Source organism: Streptomyces sp. CB01881 (assembly GCF_002953255.1).
Lineage (GTDB): Bacteria > Actinomycetota > Actinomycetes > Streptomycetales > Streptomycetaceae > Kitasatospora.
This window is the reverse complement of the sequence record NZ_CP026498.1, coordinates 8,398,185-8,416,485: the sequence shown is the minus strand read 5'-3', so window position 1 is coordinate 8,416,485 and position 18,301 is coordinate 8,398,185. Positions and strand designations below refer to the sequence as shown.

Genomic DNA, 18,301 nt, shown 5'->3' with positions numbered 1-18,301 from the left:
GGTAGACCCGTGAAGTCGATTGTTGCAGGCCAGCGTGCGGCGGACGCCGAGGAGTTCGCGGAGCTGGCGTTGGGCGTGGACGAGGAGCTGTTCGCCGGCGTGGCCGGTGAGGACGAGCTGGGCCGGGCCGCGCGGTTGGACGTGGCGTACGCGGTGCTGGCGGACCTGCGCCGGGAGGATCCGGAGCTGGCCGCCTACGCGGAGCGCCTGATGAAGTCGGCGCCGGTTCCGCTGCACGCCGTCCGGGCCGTGGCCGGCGCCGGTGCGGTGCTGGTGGGGGTGGCCGCGTGAACCGCTCCGAGGTGCTGTTGGTACTGATGACCCGGCTGCGGGTGGCGCTGGCGGTGGCGGGCCTGGCCTGGCTGCTGGGCGTGCAGCCCGGCCTGGGCGGGCGGGTGCTGCTGGCGGTGCTGGTGGTCACGGTGCTGGCGGTGGACACCGCGAGCACCGAGTCCGAGCGTCGCCTGTTCCTCCGTGGCGCCGGCCGCCGCCGGGCGGAGGGGGCCCGGTGAGCCGCCGCGCGAAGTTCTGGATGGTGGCGGCCCTGCTGGCGGTCGTTGGCATGGCGTTCCGCGTCTCCTGGAACGCGTTGAAGGACGTGGCGTCCGCGATCGGGGCCGACCCGACCGCCTCGACCGTCTACCCGCTGGTGGTCGACGGCCTGATGGCCCTCGCCCTGATCGCCGTACTCGTCCTCATCGGGGACGATCGCCGGTTCGCCCTGCGGGTCCTGGTCGGCTACACCGCCGCCTCGCTGGTCCTCAACTACGTGCACGGCCTGGTGCCGACGCTGCACACCGGCGGTCGGATGCGGCTGGCCGACTGGGCGCCCGCCCACTGGGCCCTGGTCCTGCTCGCGAGCAGCCTGCCGGTCGGCTCGATCTACTTCGGGTCGGACCTGGTCGCCAAAGTGCTCCACCACCGACCCGAACCGGTAGAAAACCACCAGACCACCGTAAATCGGTCGGGGTCTGACCTGCCCGAACCCGGACCTGCCGAGCCGGAGTGGCCGCTGTACGAGTCGGCCGACCCCGCGCCCGCACCGGCCCCGACCACTCCGCCCGCCGAGCCGACCGAGGCGCCCGCCGGGGCCGCCCCGGCCGGACCGTCCCGGAAGCCGACCGGGGCGGCGTCGGCGCGGCCCCGCCGGTCGACCGGCACGGTGCCGGCGGCGGCCCGCACAACCCGGCCGACCCGCACGGCGGAGGAGCTGCTCACCGAGGCGCGATCGGCCACGGCCGACTGGCCGGACACGGAGCTGACGGCCGACCGGATCCGGGAGGCGGTCCGCACCTCCTCCGCCAAGGCCCGCGTCCTGCGCGACACCCTGCACGCCGAACGCACCGACCAGGCCGCGCCGGAGACGGAGCGGCCCACGCTGCACGCCGTCCCCGCGCCCACCCCGGCCACCGGTGACACGACCGCCGAAACCGTCGACTCCAGCGAGGAGAAGGCATCATGACCACGCTCACCAGCCAGGCCGACGCCGCACACGCGCTGATGATGACGCTCGTCGAGCACGGGTACATGCCGCAGCCCGACGAGTTCGAGCTGTGCGACTTCGGGACCGACACCGGGGCCCCGGACTGGGGCGTGTCCCTGGTCGTCCGCGACTCGCTCACCCGGTTCGAGCAGTGGCGCGCCGCCCTCGGTCTCCACCCGTGCGACATCGGATACAGCGCCTGCGGCCACGGCGCCTGCCTGGTCGCCATCGGCGAGGTTCACGGGGTGCCGGTGGAACTGTTCGCCGTCGCCGACATCCCCGGGGAGTAGCCGTGGGCCGACCTCGCTTCTGGGACCCCGAGGGCCGCCGGTTCGGCGGCATCCCGACCTACCCGTGGCGGATGGCCCCGGCCGGCTACCTGACCCGCCGGCAGCTCCGCGCCCGTGGCCTTCGGCCCGGCGGGCAGGACATCGCCGCGCAGATCCTGTGGAACAACCACAGGGGCGTGCGCGCCGCCTACCTGTACCGCCTCACCCTGGCCAAGCCCGTCCGCCCGATGACCGAGGGCCGGGCCGCCGCGCTGGCCAAGGCGAACGCCGCCCGCCGCACCTGCCCCGGCTGCGGACGCGACGCCGGATACGTCATCCCCGCGCACCTGGGCGTCTGCCTGCCCTGCTCCGACACTATGCCGCTTGCTGCCTGACTCCGACAGGGAGAACACCATGTCCGACCAGCAGTTCATCGCCTACATGGAGGCCTTCCAGGCCGCCATCGAGCACGCCGCCGCCTGCGAGCCCTGCCAGAACGACCAGCCGTGCGCGGCCGGCGACCCGATCCACGCCGACTTCTGCGCCAAGCAGGACGCGTGGGAGGACCGGCAGCGCCGGGAGCGGCGCAACGAGCGCCGTCGCGCCAAGCGCCGGGCCGACAGCCGGTTCCGGATCGCCCGCCACGCCGCGTGGCAGCTCGTCACCTACGGCCGGTGGGAGAACGGCCGCCCGGCCGCGACCGACGAGGACGTCATCCGCGCGGCCGACGCGATGTACGGCGGCTACCTCAAGAGCGGCCCCATCACCCGGTCGGAGGCCGCCACGGCCCTCGCCGCAGTCCTCGGCAACTGACCTGCCACCAAAGCACGTTCACCACCGCCCCGGGGCGGCCGTCCTGCTTGCCGGCGCGCCGGCCGCCCCGGGGCTCCCTTTCCCGCACCACGAAGCAGTGAGGAAGGAAAGCCCAGTGAACCACGAGCAGTTGAGCCCGGCCGACGAGCCGGAGCAGCCCGGCACCGCCCCCGACAGTGGCGAGGGCGCGGCGGTCCTGCCGTTCCCGGACCGCTTCCGCAAGACCCCCCGCCCCGCCCCGGACACGGACCGGGACGAGGAGCCCGGGGGTGTCGACCCGGATGAGGTCGACCTGCCCGACGACGAGGGCGAGGACGACGAGCGGCGCCCGGTCGAGGGCACGTTGGTCGATCCGGCGCCGGCGGCGGACCCGTCGACGCCGGCGGAGATCCGGGCGGCGAAGACGGCGGCGCGCCTGCCGGTGTTCCCGGCCTGGCTGCGGTCGACGGAGGAGTTCAGGGCCGTCGCGACGTGGGCGGCCGGGCACTACTGCGCGGTGTCCGCGTACCACGCGGTCCGGGCGCCGCTGTATGTCGGCAAGGTCGCCGCCTACGCCCCGCGCGGCGGGTGGCGCTGGGCGGGCGGGGTGCGCCGGTGGGTGTTCGACGCGGAGGGGGCGCCGCTGCGGGCGGCGGCGGCCCGCGCGGAGGACATCGAGGAGTACCTGAAGCTCACGCGGGTGCGCAACGCCCGGGTGCGGCTGCGGCTGATCGTGTCGACCATCGCCGCCACGGTGCTGATCATCGCGGGGACGCTGCTGGCGCTCACGCTGTCGTCGTTCCTGTGGTGGTCGACGGTGTTCGCGGTGCTGATGCTGCTGGGGCAGGTCGGCATGCCCGCCGACCAGCGCCTCATCGACCCGGCGCGGGTGAAGTTCCGTCACCGCAAGCTGTCGGCGGACATCGTCACCCGCGCGTTCGTCGCGGCCGGCCTCACCCGCGCCGACCAGGGCCTGACCTTCCCCCGCCCGATCACCCAGGAGGGCGACGGGTGGCGCGTGGTCGTCGACCTGCCGTTCGGCAAGACCTTCACCCACGCCCTCAAGGCCCACGAGCAACTCGCCTCCGGCCTGGACGCCGCCCAGACACAGGTGTTCCTCGACCGGGACCCCTCCAGCGCGCGCCGGGTGTCGATGTGGGTGGCCAAGCGCGACCCGCTCGCGGTGCCCACCGGCCGCTCCCCGCTCATCCACACCGACCGGGTCGACTTCTGGAAGCCGTTCCCGTGGGGCATGGACGAGCGCGGCAACGAGGTGATGGTCACCATGCTGTGGCTGTCGCTGCTGGTCGGCGCCGTGCCCAGGCAGGGCAAGACGTTCTCCGCCCGCACCATCGCCCTGGCCGCTGCCCTGGACCCGTACGTCAGGTTGTACGTGTTCGACGGGAAGGCGTCCCCGGACTGGCGCCGCTTCGACAAGGTCGCCCACCGCATCGGGTTCGGCATCGCCCCGTACAACGGCATCGACCCGGTGCAGGTGCTGCTCGGAGCGCTTCGGGAGCTGAAGGCGGACGTCGAGTCCCGCTACCAGCGACTCTCCGAGCTGCCGATCTCGGTGTGCCCCGAGGGCAAGCTCACCCCGGAGCTGTCGCGCAACAAGTCGATGGGCATGCCGCTGACCCTGGTCGTCGTCGACGAGGTGCAGGAGTACCTGCAGCACCCCGAGCACGGCGGGGAGATCCTGGACCTGATGGTCTACCTCGCCCGGGTCGCGCCGGCCGTCGGTGTCTCGCTGCTGACGTCGACGCAGAAGCCGGACGACAAGGCCTGCCCGTCGGTGCTGCGCGACCAGCACCAGGCCCGCTTCAGCCTGCGGGTCGGCTCGTGGCAGGTGTCGGACGTCGTCCTCGGCGCCGGATCCTACAGCGAGGGCCTGGACGCCTCCCGGCTGCTGAAGTCCCACAAGGGCGTCGGCCTGCTCAAGGGCATGTCCGACGACTCGGGGATCGTGCGCAACTACCTCGCCGACGGCGCGGACGCCGAACGCGTCCTCACCCGCGCCCGCGCCCTGCGCGAGAGCGAGGGCACCCTGTCCGGCCTCGCCGCCGGAGAGACCATGCCCACCGGCGACGCTGCCGACCTGTTGGCCGACGTCGCCGCCGTCATGCCCGCCACCGAGGCGAAGGCATGGTCCGAGACCCTGGTCGACCGCCTCGCGGAGCTTCGGCCCGACGTCTACGGCGAGTGGGCCGTCATGGAGCCCAAGGCCAAGGCCACCCAGCTCGCCAACGCGCTGAAGCCCTACGGCATCGAGACCGGGCAGGTCTGGCTGAAGACCGACGACGGCTCCAACCCCAACCGCCGGGGCCTCAAGCGGGAGGACATCCTCGCCGCCGTGGCCGTCAGGAAGCGCTCCGGAAGCTAGCACCCCGCCCCCTAGGTCTAGCACCCCTGCTAGCGCCCCGCACATGCCCTGACCAGGGCGCTAGTGACCTAGCGCCCTGGTCCCCAGCACCCTCGAAAAGGCCCTGGGAGGCCCCTGGTGACCCTCGTTGCCGCTAGCTCTAGCCCCGTCCTGCCCCTCGCCGCCGTCGCCGCGCTCGCCGTCGTCACCACCGTCTGCGGCTACGCGCTGCTGTGCGCGGTGAGCCCGTTCGCCCGCTGCAAGCCGTGCGAGGGCAACGGCAAGCGCCGCAAGCACGGCACCTCCCCCAAGCGCGGCTGGAAGACCTGCCGCCGCTGTAAGGGCAACGGCGCCCGCCTGCGCATCGGCCGCCGCTTCTTCCACGCCACCCGCGCCACCGGCCAGGCCGCCCAGCGCCTGCACAAGGCCGGAACCCGCTGACCCGAGCACCGCCCGACCGCCTCCGGCCCGGGGCACCCCTGCCCCGGGCCGCCGCCGAAGGAAGGCCCTCCATGCTCGTCACTGTCTCCACCGCCCTGCTGTTGGCCCTCATCACTGGCGCCCTCGTCTGGTTCAAGCGCGTCAGCGCCGGCGCGGCCCTCATGGTCTGGCTGAGCGGCTTCACCGCCGCCGCCACCGGCCTCGCCGGACCCGTCAACGACCTGCTCGCCGCCTTCGTCGCCGCCATCGGCCAGAACTGATCACCCGCCATGGCCACCACCGCACCGGCCGTGATCCGGCCGCTCGCCGCCGTCCACCTGCGCGACGCCCTCACCGCTGCCGCCAACCGCGAGCCGGCCGCCGCCCTGGCCGCGCTCATGCACATCGACCCCGAGTCCTGGACCGCGATCGAGCAGCGCGCCTCGCTGCTCGGCACGGACCTGGTCGACCTGCTCGCCCACGCCGCCCGCACCGGAGGTACCCCGTGAGCACCACCACCGACATCCTCACCGCCGCCGGCCTGCTCGGCCCCGGCATCGCCCTCGCCGTCCCCGTCCTCATCTCCCAGCGCGGCGCCAAGACCGACAGCGCCGCCGTAAAGCAGGTCCTCGCGGAGTCCGCCGCCGAACGCGCCGCCCGGGCCGTCACCGACAGCGCTGCCCCGCCCGACGGCGGCGAGGGCGCCCCCACCCTCACCGACCGGCAGCCCGCCCGCCTCGCCACCGTCCTGCCCTTCCCCGGTGCTGGGCGCCAGGCTGCCTAGGACCAGCGCTGTGGCCGCCCACCTCGACTGGCGCGACGCCTCCCACTACGACCGCACCCGCACCCTGCCCTGCCGCTGGTGCGGCCGCCCCACCCCGCTGCGCGACGAGCAGCGCAGACCCGCGCACAAGGTCTGCGCCGAGCAGCACCACGAACCGCCCGCCGCGCCGGTCCCGGAGTCGTCCGGGACCGGCACGGCCCCGGTCTCCCGACTTCCTACGATCCGTGAGGAGCGCCCGTGTCCGACTGGGAGCGCGCCCGTGTGGCTGCCCACCACGCCGCCGAACGCGGCCTGAGCGTCTTCCCCCTGACTGCCAACAAGACCCCGGCAATCGCCAGCCCCCATCCGCCCAAGAAGGTCGGTACGTGCAGGGGCGAGTGCGGCCGGCTCGGCCACGGCGTCCACGACGCCACCACCGAACACGCCCTGCTCCAGCGTATGTTCGAGCGGGCCCGGTGGGCCACCGGCTACGGCATCGCCTGCGGCCGCGAACCCCACCACCTCATCGGCATCGACCTCGACGTCAAAGACGGCCTCGACGGCGTCGCCGACCTCCGCGCCCTCGAAACCGGGCACGGGTTCACCGTGCCGGCCACCGCCACCGTCGCCACCCCCAGCGGGGGCTGGCACCTGTGGCTCACCACCCCGCCCGAAACGCGCCTGCTCAACTCCGTGGGCAAGAACCGCGACCACTCCCACGGGATCGACGTGCGCGGGACCGGCGGCTACCTCGTCGGCCCCGGCTCCCTCGGTGCCAAGGGCCCGTACCGGTTCGCCGCCGGCACCGACCCGCACACCATCGCCACCGCCCCGCCCGAACTGCTCGCCGCCCTTGCCCCGAAGCCCGCCCCGGTCACCGCGCCGGACCCGGCATCGCTGCGTGAGCGGATCCACCACCAGGACGCCTACACCCGCGCCGTCCTGACCCGCGAAGCCGACAAGGTCCGGGCGACGGCCGAGGGCGGGCGCAAGACGCGCCTGTGGGCCAGCAGCGCGGCCGTCGGCCGCCTCATTCACGCCCGCGCGCTCGATGAGGCCCTGGCCCATGACGCGCTGCTCGACGCCGGTCTCGCCACCGGCCTGAAGGCCGCCGAGTGCGAGTACGCCATCCGGCGCGGGTTCCAGGCCGCCGCCACCACCTCCCGCGCCGCCTGACCACGGGCACCGCCATGGGAGACCGGAAAAGCGCTTATCCGGCCTCCCATGGCCCCGCCGCGCCCGCACACCCCCGGCCCCGCACGGGCCCCCTCACCACCCCGACCACACACCCGGAGGAGTCTTCGTGACCGCACCCGCCCCCCGCCCCGACCGGCCCTACGAGAACGTGACCAGCCTGTTCGGCGAGGGCTGGGAGAACTCGGAGCCCGCGCCGCCGGACGTGGACGTGTGGGACAGCCCGGTTCCCCTCGGCCAGGCCCGCGCCCTGCCGCTGTTCCCCGTGGACGCCCTGCCCGCGTGGCTGGGCGCCATGGTCGCGGCCGCCGCCGAGGAGACCCAGACCCCCGCCGACCTCGCCGGATGCATGGGCCTGAGCATGCTGTCCACAGCCTGTGGAGGCCGCGCGGTCGTCGCGGTCCGCGGCCGGTGGCGCGAGCCGGTGAACCTGTTCACCGTCATCGCCCTGCCCCCGGGCAACCGCAAGAGCGCCATCGTCGGCGAGATGAGCCGCCCCATGCTCGCCGTCGAGAAGGTCCTGATCGAGAACATCGCCGGCATCCGGGCCGAGGCCGAGACCACCGCCAAGCTCACCCGGGCCGCCGCCGACAAGGCCACCGCCCGCGCCGCCGGGGCCGACCCCGCCGAACGCGCCAAGCTCACCAAAGAGGCCATCGAACTGGTGGAGGCCGCCGAAGCGGTGAGCATCCCGGCCGTCCCGCAACTCATCGCCGACGACGTCACCCCCGAGGGCCTGGCCTCCCTGCTCGCCGACCAGGGTGGACGGATGGCCGTCATCTCCGCCGAGGGCGGCATCTTCGACATCATCGCCGGCCGCTACTCCGGCACCCCCAACCTCGAAGTCTTCCTCAAGGGCCACGCCGGGGACCTGCTGCGCGTCAACCGGCAGGGCCGCGACCCCCAGTACCTCGAAGCCCCGGCGCTGACCATGGGCCTGGCCGTCCAGCCGTCCGTGTTCCGCGACATCGCCAAGGCCAAGGGCTTCGAGGGCCGCGGCCTGCTCGCCCGCTTCCTCTACGCCATGCCCAAGTCCCTGGTCGGATTCCGCAACCTCACCCCCGACCTGATCCCCCAGCAGGTCGCCGACACCTACACCAAGACCCTCGCCACCCTCACCCTGGCCATGGCCGGCTGGACCGACCCCGCCGTCCTCACCCTCACCCCCGAAGCCGACACCGCCCTGCTCGCCTACCAGAAGAACACCGAGACCAGGCTCCGGCCCGGCGGCCCGCTCGCCCACATCGACACCTGGGCGTCCAAGCTCGACGGCGCCGTGTGCCGCATCGCCGGCCTGCTCCACCTCGCCACCCACCCCGAAGACGGCTGGACCCGCCCCATCGCCGCCGACACCCTCACCGCCGCCTGCCGCATTGGCGACTACTTCACCGCCCACGCCCTCGCCGTCTTCGACGCCATGGGATCCGACGCCGCCCTCGGCCGCGCCCGCACCGCCCTCACGTGGCTCGCCGCCAACCCCCGCGACTCCATCAGCCGCCGCGAACTCTTCAACGCCCTGCCCCGCGCCGACTTCCCCACCGTCGCCGACCTCGACCCCGCCCTCGCCCTACTCGAAGACCACGGCTGGATCCGCCAGATCGCACCCCCCGCCCGCACCGGACGCGGCGGCCGGCCCCCGTCCCCCCGCTACCAGACCCACCCCACCGTGACCCACCCCGCTACCTGAGCACGCCCAGAACCCTCCGCAGAACCCGCAGAACCTGCAAAACCCCCAACCACACTCCCTGACCAGCACAAACGCCGAACCGCGCTACTCCAGCAAAACCTCCAGAAACTCCCGCAGAACCCCACCACCCCGGCCGCCCCCAACGGCCGTCGAGGTTTTGCAGGAGTTTCCGGAGGTTTTGCGGAAACCAACCCCGCCAGCAAACCCGCAGCTCAAAGCCCATCCCAAAGGGTTTTGCAGGTTCTGCGGGTTCTGCGGCGGCCTCCAAGCCCACCCGTTGCCCCAGGGAGCGCCCTTGAGCACGATCCCGCCCGTCGTCCTGGAAGTCCCCGAGGTCATGGAGGCCCTGCGCATGAGCCGCAGCAAGGTCTACGACCTGATCCGCACGAAGAAACTCGCCAGCTTCAAGGAAGGCAGCTCCCGCCGCATCCCCGTCACCGCCCTGCACGACTACATCCGCACCAAGATGGAGGAGGCCGCCTGATGGCGAAGCGCAACCCCAACGGCGCCGGCACCGTGACCAAGCGCAAGGACGGCCGCTACCAAGCCGCCGTCTACGTCCCGCAGCCCGATGGGACGTGGGCCCGCAAGTTCGCCTATGGGGCGACGTGGGACGAGTGCGACGGCAAGCGCAAGGACCTTGTGGAGCGTGCCAAGCAGGGAATCGCGACCCCGACCCGGTCGGCGAAGCTCTCTGAGTGGCTGCCGTACTGGCTGGACCACTTCATCACGCCCGAGAGGAAGCGGACCACCGCGGCCAAGTACGAGACGCACGTCCGCCTCTACCTCGTCCCGCTGCTCGGCGCGAAGGGCTTGGAGTCGCTGAGCCCCCGCGATGTGCGGACGTTCCTGGCAAAGGTCACGAAGCAGTCCAGCGCCGCCACCGCGAAGGAGTCGCACCGGGTGCTCCGCTCGGCACTGAGCGCCGCGTGCCGGGACGAGCTGATCGTGCGGAACGTCGCGATGCTCGTCCCGCCGCCGCGGGTGACGAGCCGTGAGATCAAGCCGTGGACTCTCGACCAGACACTCACCTTCCTCTCGGCCAGTCGCACCGATCCGCTGTACGCCGCCTTCGTGCTGGCCATCGCACTCGGGATGCGGCGGGGGGAGATCGTCGGGCTCCGCTGGTCTGAGGTCGACCTCGACCACCGGGTCCTGGTGGTCCGGGAGCAGGTGCAGCGGGTCCGCGGCGAGCTGTACGCGGACACCACGAAGAGCGGCAAGCGCCGCCCGGTCCCGCTCCCCCGGATCTGCGTGGCGGCCCTGCGCTGGCACCGGATGCGGCAGGACGAGGCCCGGCACGCGGCCGGCGAGAAGTGGGAGGAGACCGGCTACGTCTTCACCACCCGGTCCGGCCGGCCGATCGAGCCGACCAACCTCTACCGCTCGTTCGTCCGGGTGTCCAAGGCCGCCAACGTCCCGGTGATCCGGCTGCACGACACTCGGCACGGGTGCGCGACGCTGCTGGTGGCCTGCGGCGTGCCGCCCCGGGTGGTGATGGAGATCCTCGGCCACAGCCAGATCGGGCTGACGATGAACGTCTACACCCACGTGGCGCAGGACACCCAGCGCGAGGCCCTCGGCAACATGGACCGGCTGCTCAAGCGACGTCACTGATGTCAGCCTGAGATGTCAAAAGGCCCGCAGCATAATCGCTGCGGGCCTTTTGCGCTGGTGGGCGCGGACGGTTTCGAACCGCCGACATCTGCTTTGTAAGAGCAGCGCTCTACCACTGAGCTACGCGCCCCCGGCCGTGGCCCGGGGTGGGCAACGGCGACTGCCTAGGGTACCTGGTCCCGGGGGTGGTGTGGTGCAGGTGGTCGGGGAGTGGGACGGGTGGGGTGCCGGTGGGGTGGGGTGATCGGGAAGAATGGGGGACGGATCAGCGGTCGGAACAGGGAGCGCGCAGTGAGGGTGGCCGGCGGGAGCAGGCGGGGGCGGCGACCGGGGAGTGCGCTGGCCGAGGCGCTGGTATTGCCGCTCGTGGTGGCGGGTGCGCTGGGGGCGGCCGGGGCGTCGGCGTTCGGAAGCGCCGGGGGCGGCCGGGGCGGTGGCTGGTGGGGGCGGCGCGGCGGCGAGGGCATGCGGGCGGAGGCCAGGGCGGCCCGGGACGCTGCGCAGCAGGCGTTCTACGAGCTGGACTCGACGCAGCGCGAGGTGCGGCTGGCCGTGGAGACGGTGCGCGCGGCGGAGGACGGCGCGGCCGCCCGGCAGGCGGCGGCGGACTTCGCGGCGATCTCCGGCCGGGTCGACCAGGTGACCGTGAACTATCTGGCGGCGCTGGACGCGCACGACCTGGACGCGGAGGAGCTGGAGTCCGGGGCGGCGGCGCGGGCCCGGCACCAGCTGGAGGACGTGAAGGGGCAGCTGGGGCAGGCGCTGGCGGAGCTGAACGGGTTCCTGCAGCGGTTGCAGCCGTCGCTTCAGCACGCCGAGTCGCAGCTGATGCGGGTGACGCCGGCCGTGGAGCAGTCCAAGCGGGCTCTGCTGGCGGCGACCGCCGCGCTGGAGTCCGTGCGCGGGGCGGGCCTGAAGGCGGACGACCTGGCGGCCCGGCTGGCCGAGCTGGCGCCGGAGCTGGGCCGGCTGAACGAGGGCGCCGGCCGGCACGGGGTGGCGGCGACGCTCCGGCGCGCGGAGCAGGTGAAGGAGCGGGCCGACGCGATCGCGGCGGACGCCTCGCACCTGCCGGAGCGGGCGCGGGAGATCGACCGGCGGGTGGCCAGTCTGCGGACCAGGATCCAGGCACTGGAGACCAAGGCCGCCACGGTGGAGCCGGCACTGAGCGAGTTGCGCCGGCGGTTCTCCACCGCCTGCTGGCAGGACCTCCAGCGGGTGTCGGACCAGGTGGCGGAGACGGGGCGCGCGGCGGAGCAGAAGCTCACCGAGGCGGCGCGGGCGCGCGACGAGCAGCGTTGGGCGGACGCGACGGGCGCGATCGGTACCGTGCGTGCCCTGCTGGACACCGCGGACGGCTCGGTGGTCGCCGTGAACGAGCGGCTGCGGCAGCTGAACGAGGTGCAGCACGACCCGAACCGGGAGATCGAGCGCACCCGCTTCGCCCTGCGCGACGCCCAACGGCTGGCGATGGCGGGCCGGCAGGCGCCGGACCCGCGGCACGCGGGCCCGCTGGACGCGGCGGTCGGGCGGCTCGACCGGGCGGTGGCGGAGCTGGAGGCGGCCGGCCGGCACCCGGACTACTGGCACTTCCTGACCGAGCTGGCGGGCGTGCGGGAGACGGCGGCGAAGGTGGTGGAGCTGATCCGCGGGGACATCGGCGGCCACCGGTAGCGCGGACCGCCGCCGGAAGCCACTGGCCGTCCGAACGGGGAGGACGGCAGGCAGACGGCCACAAACCTGGGTTACCCGTGAGTAACTTTGTCGGATAGAGTCGCGCCATGGCTCGTAAGCGCAGCATCCCGGCCCGCACGCTCCGGCGCGGGATCAACTTCTGGCCGCCGTTCCTGTTCGCCGGAATCCGGGTGCTGACCCTCTCGGACGACTTCCGGCGGACGAAGGTCCGGCTCAGGCTCGGACGGCTGAACCGCAACTACGTGGGCACGCACTTCGGCGGCTCGATCTTCGCGATGACCGACCCGTTCTGGATGCTGCTGGTGATGGAGAACCTCGGCCGCGACTACGTGGTCTGGGACGCGGCGGCCGAGATCGCCTTCGTCTCGCCCGGCCGGGGCGACATCTTCGCCGAGTTCGTGCTCACCGAGGACCGGATTGCCGAGATCCGCGAGCTGACCCAGGAGGGCAAGAAGGCCCTGATCTGGTTCGACACCGAGGTCCTGGCGGCGGACGGCTCGGTGGTGGCCCGGGTGCGCAAGCAGCTGTACGTACGGGAGAAGCGCCGCACCGCCTGATGCTGGGTACCCTGCCGGTATGCCACGTTACGACTTCCGCTGCCGCTCCTGCGGCGCCACCTTCGAACTCCGCCGCACGATGGCGCAGGCCAACGACCCGGCGGTCTGCCCGCAGGGACACGAGGACACCGTGAAGCTGCTGTCGGCCGTCGCCGTCACCGGCGGGGCCTCCGGCGGCGCCGCGCAGCAGGCCCCGTCCGGGGGCGGGGGCGGGGGCTGCTGCGGCGGCGGTTGCTGCGGCTGACACCGGTACCGGGCGGGGCGGCCCTGCCGTCGGCACCGGGCTCGCCGGGCGCCGGGCACACCAGCGCCAGGCACGGCAGCCCCGCCACCGCCACCGCCACCGCCACCGCCACCGCCACCGCCACCGCCGAACGAGACGGTCAGCACCGAACGAAACGGTCAGCGCGCGACGACGGCGTCCACCTCGCCCCGGACCCGGGCCAGGAACTGACGGACGATCTCCTCCCCCGCCGCCACGCCCACCTGGTCGAGGGCCGTGACGCCGGGGGCCGTCCAGCCGCTGTCGGCGAGTTCGCCGTGGCCGGGGCGCCAGCCGGAGTCGGCGGCGAGCAGCAGGTCGGCGTCGAGCAGCGAGTCGCCGGCCGCCAGCACGGTGGCCCCGCCGACCCGCCGCTCGACCTCGGCCAGGGCGGCGCTCTTGCTGAGCGACGCCGGCACCGCGTACACCTTGCGGCCCTGCAACGAGACGGCCCAGCCGCGCTCGGCGCACCAGCCGGTGAGCTCCTCCAGCCAGCCGGCCGGCAGTTCGGCGCGCTCCACGACCAGATAGGCGAAGAGGTCGTCGGCGACCCGGCGCTTGTGCGTCCACTCCGGGTCGGCGCAGAGCGCCAGGTGCTCGACCACCTCGGCCAGCGGCACCGACGCGGCGGCCAGCCGACCGGCCACCTCGGCCTGCCAGTCCTCGTCCGGCACGCCGTCCACGAGCAGCCTGCCGCCGTTGCTGCAAATCGCGTAGGAGGGGATCCAACCGGGCGTCGGGCCGGGAAGGTTGACCCGCTCGTACTGCGTCCTGGTCCGGGTGGTGGCGGGGACGAGGAGAGCCTCCCGGGCCAGCTCCACCATCAGGGCGGCGGCCTGCTCGGTCATGAACGAGAGCGCCTTGCCGTCGTGCACCTCGACCGAGAGCAGCCGCGGGGCGAGCCGGTCGGGCACGTCCAGGGCGAGGGCGCGGTTGGAGTAGATCAGGGTGCGGTCGAGGTCGCTCGCGACCAGGAAACCACTGGGACTGCTCATCGGGCTCAGGACTCCTTCACCAGGACGGCCGTGCCGGAGGCACCGGTCGCTCCCCGACTGTAGCGGGGGTGGATCAGGCCCACGCAGGAGTACGGCAGGTCGTCCACCTCCTCGACGGGGACGCCGCGTTGGGCGGCGAGCAGGCGGACGTGGTCGAGGTCGGCACCGGTGCCGCGGCGGGCCAGCACCCGCCAGGGGACGCGGCGCAGCATGACCCGGGTGGTCTCGCCGACGCCGGGCTTCACCAGGTTGATGTTGTCGATGCCGTACTCGGCGCTGATCCGCTCGACGGCGGCCCAGCCGGCCCAGTCCGGCGTGCGGTCCTCGGCGGCGAGCCGGGCCGCGGCGGCGGCTGCCTCCTCCCGGACGTCGGCGAAGTGGTCGGCGACGGTGTCCAGGAAGGCCTCGGAGACGTCCCCGCCGGCCAGGTCGGTGTAGTGCTTGGCTCCGTGGAAGTCGTCCGGGCCGATCAGGTCGGCGCGCAGCACGGTACGCGAAATCAGGCCGGAGACCGTGGAGTTGAGGCAGGCGGACGGGATCAGGAAGTCGTCCCGGGTGCCGTAGGTGCGTACGCAGCGGCCGGGGTCGGCGAGGACGGCCAGCTCGGGGTTGAAGGCGGAACCGGCCAGGGCCTCGGCGAGTTCGCGGGTGATCGCGCCCTTGCCGGTCCAGCCGTCGACGAACACGACGTCGGGGGCGTGGTGGTGGGCGTCCAGGTAGCGCAGGGCGACCGGGTCGATGCCGCGGCCCCGGATGATCGAGACGGCGTAGTGCGGGGTGTCCAGGCCGTGCGCGAAGGCGAGCCAGCGCCGGATCAGGATGCCGACCGGGGTGCCGGCGCGGGCCAGCGAGGCGAGCACCAGGCCGCGGCCGCGCTCGCGCACCAGCGTCTCGGCGACGGTGCCGACGGCGAGCGCGATCCGGCGGGCGGAGACCCGCAGGGCCTGGTGGAAGAGCTCCTGGTACTCGGGGCTGGGCTGGTACTCGACCGGCAGCGACTCGGCGTAGTGGGCGCCGCCGCTCTGGACGGCCTCCTCGCGCTCCTCGGTGGGGGCCTCCAGCGGGACGTCGGAGAGGTCCTTGAGCAGCCAGGCCACCTCGTCGGGGCGGTAGGAGGAGAACCCGGGGCCGTGCAGCGGGCTGGGCAGACCAGCCGCCGGGCCGGCCGAAGGGGCGACCGTGGGGCCGGCCGAAGGAACGGCTGCCGTAGGGACGGCTGCCGTAGGGACGGCCACCGAAGGGACGGCCACCGGACGGGACGGACGGTGCGACGGCAGGACGGCGAGGACCACCCGGTCGGTGACCTGCCGCAGCTGCGTCAGCAGGGCCCGCTCGCCCTCGTGCAGGGCGGGGGTGTCGGCGATGTCGTCGACCACCAGCACGACGGCGTCGAAGCGGCGGGCCGGGTCGGCGCCGGGGGCGACGTTGTAGGCGAAGCGATCGAGCGGGGCGGAGTCGTCCGGGTCGTCGTGGGCGGGGAAGGCCAGCCGGGTGCGGATGGCGTAGCCGGGGTCGTCCACGGCGAGGACGGGCGAGCGGGTGGTGGTGGAGTAGCGGACGCGCTCGCCGCCGTCGGGCAGGAGGTCCGCGAGGGCTCCGGCCAGGCGCAGCGGCGCGTACATCAGTTCCTCGAAGCCCAGCACCAGCACGCGCCCGCCGCCCCCGGCGGGCTCCAGCGCCTCCGCCAGCCGGGCTGCCAGGTCCGGCAGCGCGGCTTCGAGACGGCCGCGGTGCTCGGCGGTGAAGCCGTGCCGGCCGCCGTCCGGGAGGCCCGCGGGCCAGTCCAGGGAGGCCCGGACCAGCGGGGCGGGCGCGGCGGGCGGCAGCGCCGGGGCCGGGCCGGCCTCGGCGATCAGCCGCTCGGCGCGGTCCAGGATGTCGTCGGGCAGCTCGACGCCACCGCTGGCGGCGGCCACCAGGTCGAGGCGGGTACCGAGTTCGGCGGCGGTGTCGGCCAGCCGGCGGCGGTCGGCCTCGTCGCGCAGGTCGACCAGGGCCACCACGACGTAGTGGCCGCGCGGGTTGGCGCCGTGCAGCTCGCGGATGGTGTTGAGCACGGTGTTGCCGGTGGAGAACTCGTCGTCGACCAGGACCAGCGGGCCGTCCCCGGCGAGCAGCGCGGGGTCGGCGGGCAGCAGCAGGTGGGAGGTGGCGTGCGAGTGCTCCTCCTCGAAGCCGCCGACCGGAGCGACCCCGTCCACCGGGCGCCGGGTGGAGTGCAGGTAAGGGGCGTCCAGGCCGTCGGCGACGCTGTGGCCGAGCCCGGTCGCGGTCTCGGCGTAGCCGAGCACGACGGCGCGCGCGGCCGCGTCCTCGCCGAGCAGCTCGCGGACCCGGCGGCCGAGGTCGAGGCCGGCACCGTGCACCACCGACGGACGCTGCGGAACGTGCTTGCCGAGCACGGTGGAGACCAGCAGGTGGGCGCGCTTGCGGTTCTCGCGCAGGGCCAGGCCGACCAGTTCGGGGAGCCGGTCGGAGCCGGTGAGGCCGACGCCGGCCCGGTCTGCCACCCAGCGGCCGGTCCACTCTTGCTGTGCTGTCACTACTGGTCCTGCCTTCGATGGTGCGAGTCGTGCGGGTTGCTTCGGGTCCGACGGGTCGTTCGGCTCGTGCATATCGTGCAGATCCTGCGGGTTGTTCCGTTCGGACGGGTCACTCGGCCCATGCGGGCCGTACGGGTCGTTCCGTTCGGACGGGCCACTCGGCTCGTACGGGCCGTGCGGGGCTGCGGACGGGTACTGCGGGTGCGGCCGGCCGGGACGGGTGGCGCGGGCACGGCGGGTACCGTCCTCAGCCACAGAGGCAGGCCGAGAGGAGCTCCGCGAAGCTGACGTCCTCCCGGGCCACCCCGAACACCTCGGCGCGCAGCAGCACCCGCTCCGCCCAGGCCCGGTGCGGCTTGGCCTCGTTCATCTTGTTGGTGTACGCCGAACGCAGCACCCCGCCGCCGTCGCGCTCCCGGTCGAGGATGTCCCGGGCGTCGGAGTACTCCTCGTGCGTGACCACCGAGAGGGCGTGCACGGCGGGGACGTGGCTGGGGTGGATGCAGGTCTTGCCGAGCAGGCCGTTGGCCCGGTCCAGCTCGAACTCGCGGATCAGGCCGTCCAGGTCGTGCTCGATGATCCGCTGCCGGACGGCCTCCCCGGAGGGCTCGGCCTCGGCGAACGGGGTGCGGCGCAGCTGGGGCTTGAACATCCGCTCCTGGACCGGGAAGTACTCCCAGACCGGCCCGGTCACGGTGAACCCGGTGCCGTCGGCCCGGCCGAGCACGTTGACCACGTCCCCGATCACGGCCGCGACCAGGGCCACGTCGTATGCGGTCAGGTCGGGCGAGCGGCGCAGGCCATACGCGGAGCAGAGGTCGGTGACGCCGAGGCGGACGGCGAGGACGCGTTCGCGGTACTTGTCGAGCAGCCGGGCGATGCCGAAGAGCTGCTCGCGGCGGGTCTCCAGGTGGGCGAGCTCGGGGGACTCCAGGACCGGCATCGCGAAGAGCCGTCGGCCGGTGGCGGCCTCGGCGGCGGCGAGGGCCTCCAGGTACGCGCCGCCGTTCTCGTCGGTGAACTTCGGCAGCACGAAACCGGTGAGCAGCCCGATCGCCGGGCCGAGCCGGCCGGCGAGGTCGGTGATCTGGGAGGCGGTGCGCACTCGGATGAAGAGAAGGGGCAGGTCCTGTGTGCAATCGGTGGAGATATGAGCGGCTTCCGGGGTGTCCCCGGGGGCGGCCCCGAAGGTCTTCGCGCCCCCGCCCGACTGCTCGCGGGACAGCCCACCGAGCTGCGCGACCAGGTTGGTCTCCGCCGCGGTCACCTCGTGGTCGGCGATCGAGTCCTCCAGGCAGAGCACCATCGAGACCACGCCCCGGGCCGCCTGCTTGCGGATGTCCGCTCCCAGGGTGGGCCTGGTGGCCGGGCTGTAGAGGGTCGCGCCGAGCGCGGTGGCCAGCACGTCCGCCTCGCTGTCCGGGGAGAAGGCCCGGGGCTGTTCGAGGAAGAGCCGGCCGCGTACGTCGTCGGCGAGGTGGCCGAAATGGCGCATGGTGCTCTCCTCAGGGGTTGCGGCCGCCAGTCGGGGCGGGTGCGAAAAGACTCGGCGGCTACGAAGGGACTCGGGCGGGCAGGAAAGGACTCGGCGGGTGCGGCGGGGCTCAGCGGGTGCGGCGGGGTGCTCTGGCAGGCAACTCGGGCGGGTGGGCGGTGCGGCGT

General features: G+C 73.7%; 22 protein-coding genes and 1 tRNA gene. 19 read left to right on the top strand and 4 right to left on the bottom strand.

The window, feature by feature from the left end:
• The first annotated feature begins 9 nt into the window (after nucleotides 1–9).
• The 16 genes from C2142_RS26765 (at nucleotide 10) to C2142_RS26690 (ending at nucleotide 10,587) form a co-directional block, all read left to right on the top strand.
• Nucleotides 10–291, top strand: coding sequence for a hypothetical protein (locus C2142_RS26765; protein WP_148645309.1), 282 nt, complete (start codon nucleotides 10–12; stop codon nucleotides 289–291).
• Nucleotides 288–512, top strand: coding sequence for a hypothetical protein (locus C2142_RS26760; RefSeq protein ID WP_148645308.1), 225 nt, complete (start codon nucleotides 288–290; stop codon nucleotides 510–512). The genes C2142_RS26765 and C2142_RS26760 overlap by 4 nt, the downstream gene beginning before the upstream one ends.
• On the top strand, nucleotides 509–1,462 hold the full coding sequence (locus tag C2142_RS26755) for a DUF2637 domain-containing protein (protein ID WP_148645307.1): 954 nt from the start codon (nucleotides 509–511) through the stop codon (nucleotides 1,460–1,462). The genes C2142_RS26760 and C2142_RS26755 overlap by 4 nt, the downstream gene beginning before the upstream one ends.
• The gene (locus tag C2142_RS26750) at nucleotides 1,459–1,773 is read left to right on the top strand and encodes a hypothetical protein (RefSeq protein WP_148645306.1); all 315 of its coding nucleotides are present in this window, start codon (nucleotides 1,459–1,461) and stop codon (nucleotides 1,771–1,773) included. The genes C2142_RS26755 and C2142_RS26750 overlap by 4 nt, the downstream gene beginning before the upstream one ends.
• A gap of 2 nt (nucleotides 1,774–1,775) precedes the next feature.
• On the top strand, nucleotides 1,776–2,147 hold the full coding sequence (locus C2142_RS26745) for an RRQRL motif-containing zinc-binding protein (RefSeq protein ID WP_148645305.1): 372 nt from the start codon (nucleotides 1,776–1,778) through the stop codon (nucleotides 2,145–2,147).
• A gap of 19 nt (nucleotides 2,148–2,166) precedes the next feature.
• Nucleotides 2,167–2,565, top strand: coding sequence for a hypothetical protein (locus C2142_RS26740; protein ID WP_148645304.1), 399 nt, complete (start codon nucleotides 2,167–2,169; stop codon nucleotides 2,563–2,565).
• Nucleotides 2,566–2,680: 115 nt separating this feature from the next.
• Nucleotides 2,681–4,927: a cell division protein FtsK gene (locus tag C2142_RS26735; protein WP_148645303.1), complete on the top strand. Its 2,247-nt coding sequence runs from the start codon at nucleotides 2,681–2,683 to the stop codon at nucleotides 4,925–4,927.
• 117 nt (nucleotides 4,928–5,044) lie between these two features.
• Nucleotides 5,045–5,347 carry a hypothetical protein gene (locus C2142_RS26730; protein ID WP_241002797.1) on the top strand — a complete coding sequence of 101 codons (303 nt, stop codon included), beginning with the start codon at nucleotides 5,045–5,047 and terminating at the stop codon, nucleotides 5,345–5,347.
• A 71-nt stretch (nucleotides 5,348–5,418) separates the two neighbouring features.
• On the top strand, nucleotides 5,419–5,607 hold the full coding sequence (locus tag C2142_RS26725) for a hypothetical protein (protein WP_148645302.1): 189 nt from the start codon (nucleotides 5,419–5,421) through the stop codon (nucleotides 5,605–5,607).
• A 9-nt stretch (nucleotides 5,608–5,616) separates the two neighbouring features.
• Nucleotides 5,617–5,835, top strand: coding sequence for a hypothetical protein (locus C2142_RS26720; RefSeq protein ID WP_148645301.1), 219 nt, complete (start codon nucleotides 5,617–5,619; stop codon nucleotides 5,833–5,835).
• Nucleotides 5,832–6,110 carry a hypothetical protein gene (locus C2142_RS26715; protein WP_148645300.1) on the top strand — a complete coding sequence of 93 codons (279 nt, stop codon included), beginning with the start codon at nucleotides 5,832–5,834 and terminating at the stop codon, nucleotides 6,108–6,110. The genes C2142_RS26720 and C2142_RS26715 overlap by 4 nt, the downstream gene beginning before the upstream one ends.
• A 10-nt stretch (nucleotides 6,111–6,120) precedes the next feature.
• A complete protein-coding gene (locus tag C2142_RS26710; RefSeq protein WP_148645299.1) occupies nucleotides 6,121–6,405 on the top strand; it encodes a hypothetical protein in 285 nt (94 codons plus the stop codon).
• A complete protein-coding gene (locus tag C2142_RS26705; protein WP_148645298.1) occupies nucleotides 6,348–7,265 on the top strand; it encodes a bifunctional DNA primase/polymerase in 918 nt (305 codons plus the stop codon). The genes C2142_RS26710 and C2142_RS26705 overlap by 58 nt, the downstream gene beginning before the upstream one ends.
• Nucleotides 7,266–7,392: 127 nt before the next feature.
• Entirely contained in the window at nucleotides 7,393–8,970 is a 1,578-nt protein-coding gene (locus tag C2142_RS26700) for a YfjI family protein (RefSeq protein WP_346766396.1), read from the top strand.
• A gap of 295 nt (nucleotides 8,971–9,265) precedes the next feature.
• On the top strand, nucleotides 9,266–9,454 hold the full coding sequence (locus C2142_RS26695; RefSeq protein ID WP_148645297.1) for a helix-turn-helix domain-containing protein: 189 nt from the start codon (nucleotides 9,266–9,268) through the stop codon (nucleotides 9,452–9,454).
• Entirely contained in the window at nucleotides 9,454–10,587 is a 1,134-nt protein-coding gene (locus C2142_RS26690) for a site-specific integrase (protein ID WP_148645296.1), read from the top strand. Before C2142_RS26695 ends, C2142_RS26690 begins: the two co-directional genes overlap by 1 nt.
• Before the next feature lie 55 nt (nucleotides 10,588–10,642).
• Here the strand turns inward: C2142_RS26690 and C2142_RS26685 are convergent.
• Nucleotides 10,643–10,717: transfer RNA gene (locus C2142_RS26685), tRNA-Val, on the bottom strand.
• Nucleotides 10,718–10,944: 227 nt separating this feature from the next.
• Here C2142_RS26685 and C2142_RS26680 point away from each other — a divergent pair.
• From C2142_RS26680 to C2142_RS26670, 3 genes are all read left to right on the top strand, one after another.
• The gene (locus tag C2142_RS26680; protein ID WP_346766395.1) at nucleotides 10,945–12,261 is read left to right on the top strand and encodes a hypothetical protein; all 1,317 of its coding nucleotides are present in this window, start codon (nucleotides 10,945–10,947) and stop codon (nucleotides 12,259–12,261) included.
• A gap of 107 nt (nucleotides 12,262–12,368) precedes the next feature.
• Complete coding sequence (locus tag C2142_RS26675; RefSeq protein ID WP_148645295.1) at nucleotides 12,369–12,839, top strand: DUF4442 domain-containing protein; 471 nt, start codon at nucleotides 12,369–12,371, stop codon at nucleotides 12,837–12,839.
• 19 nt (nucleotides 12,840–12,858) lie between these two features.
• Nucleotides 12,859–13,083, top strand: coding sequence for a zinc ribbon domain-containing protein (locus C2142_RS26670; protein ID WP_148645294.1), 225 nt, complete (start codon nucleotides 12,859–12,861; stop codon nucleotides 13,081–13,083).
• 158 nt (nucleotides 13,084–13,241) lie between these two features.
• Here C2142_RS26670 and C2142_RS26665 read toward each other — a convergent pair whose 3' ends face one another.
• From C2142_RS26665 to C2142_RS26655, 3 genes are all read right to left on the bottom strand, one after another.
• Nucleotides 13,242–14,096, bottom strand: coding sequence for an HAD family hydrolase (locus C2142_RS26665; RefSeq protein ID WP_148645293.1), 855 nt, complete (start codon nucleotides 14,094–14,096; stop codon nucleotides 13,242–13,244).
• 5 nt (nucleotides 14,097–14,101) lie between these two features.
• Nucleotides 14,102–16,639, bottom strand: coding sequence for a phosphoribosyltransferase (locus tag C2142_RS26660; protein ID WP_241002796.1), 2,538 nt, complete (start codon nucleotides 16,637–16,639; stop codon nucleotides 14,102–14,104).
• A 247-nt stretch (nucleotides 16,640–16,886) separates the two neighbouring features.
• Nucleotides 16,887–18,134, bottom strand: coding sequence for an HpcH/HpaI aldolase/citrate lyase family protein (locus tag C2142_RS26655; protein WP_148645291.1), 1,248 nt, complete (start codon nucleotides 18,132–18,134; stop codon nucleotides 16,887–16,889).
• Between the last annotated feature and the right edge of the window lie 167 nt (nucleotides 18,135–18,301).

Coding starts and splice junctions, on each gene's coding strand:
- C2142_RS26665 (WP_148645293.1), bottom strand. CDS start 14,096: ATGAGCAGTCCCAGTGGTTTCCTGGTCGCGAGCGACCTCGACCGCACC.
- C2142_RS26740 (WP_148645304.1), top strand. CDS start 2,167: ATGTCCGACCAGCAGTTCATCGCCTACATGGAGGCCTTCCAGGCCGCC.
- C2142_RS26675 (WP_148645295.1), top strand. CDS start 12,369: ATGGCTCGTAAGCGCAGCATCCCGGCCCGCACGCTCCGGCGCGGGATC.
- C2142_RS26750 (WP_148645306.1), top strand. CDS start 1,459: ATGACCACGCTCACCAGCCAGGCCGACGCCGCACACGCGCTGATGATG.
- C2142_RS26720 (WP_148645301.1), top strand. CDS start 5,617: ATGGCCACCACCGCACCGGCCGTGATCCGGCCGCTCGCCGCCGTCCAC.
- C2142_RS26670 (WP_148645294.1), top strand. CDS start 12,859: ATGCCACGTTACGACTTCCGCTGCCGCTCCTGCGGCGCCACCTTCGAA.
- C2142_RS26655 (WP_148645291.1), bottom strand. CDS start 18,134: ATGCGCCATTTCGGCCACCTCGCCGACGACGTACGCGGCCGGCTCTTC.
- C2142_RS26725 (WP_148645302.1), top strand. CDS start 5,419: ATGCTCGTCACTGTCTCCACCGCCCTGCTGTTGGCCCTCATCACTGGC.
- C2142_RS26690 (WP_148645296.1), top strand. CDS start 9,454: ATGGCGAAGCGCAACCCCAACGGCGCCGGCACCGTGACCAAGCGCAAG.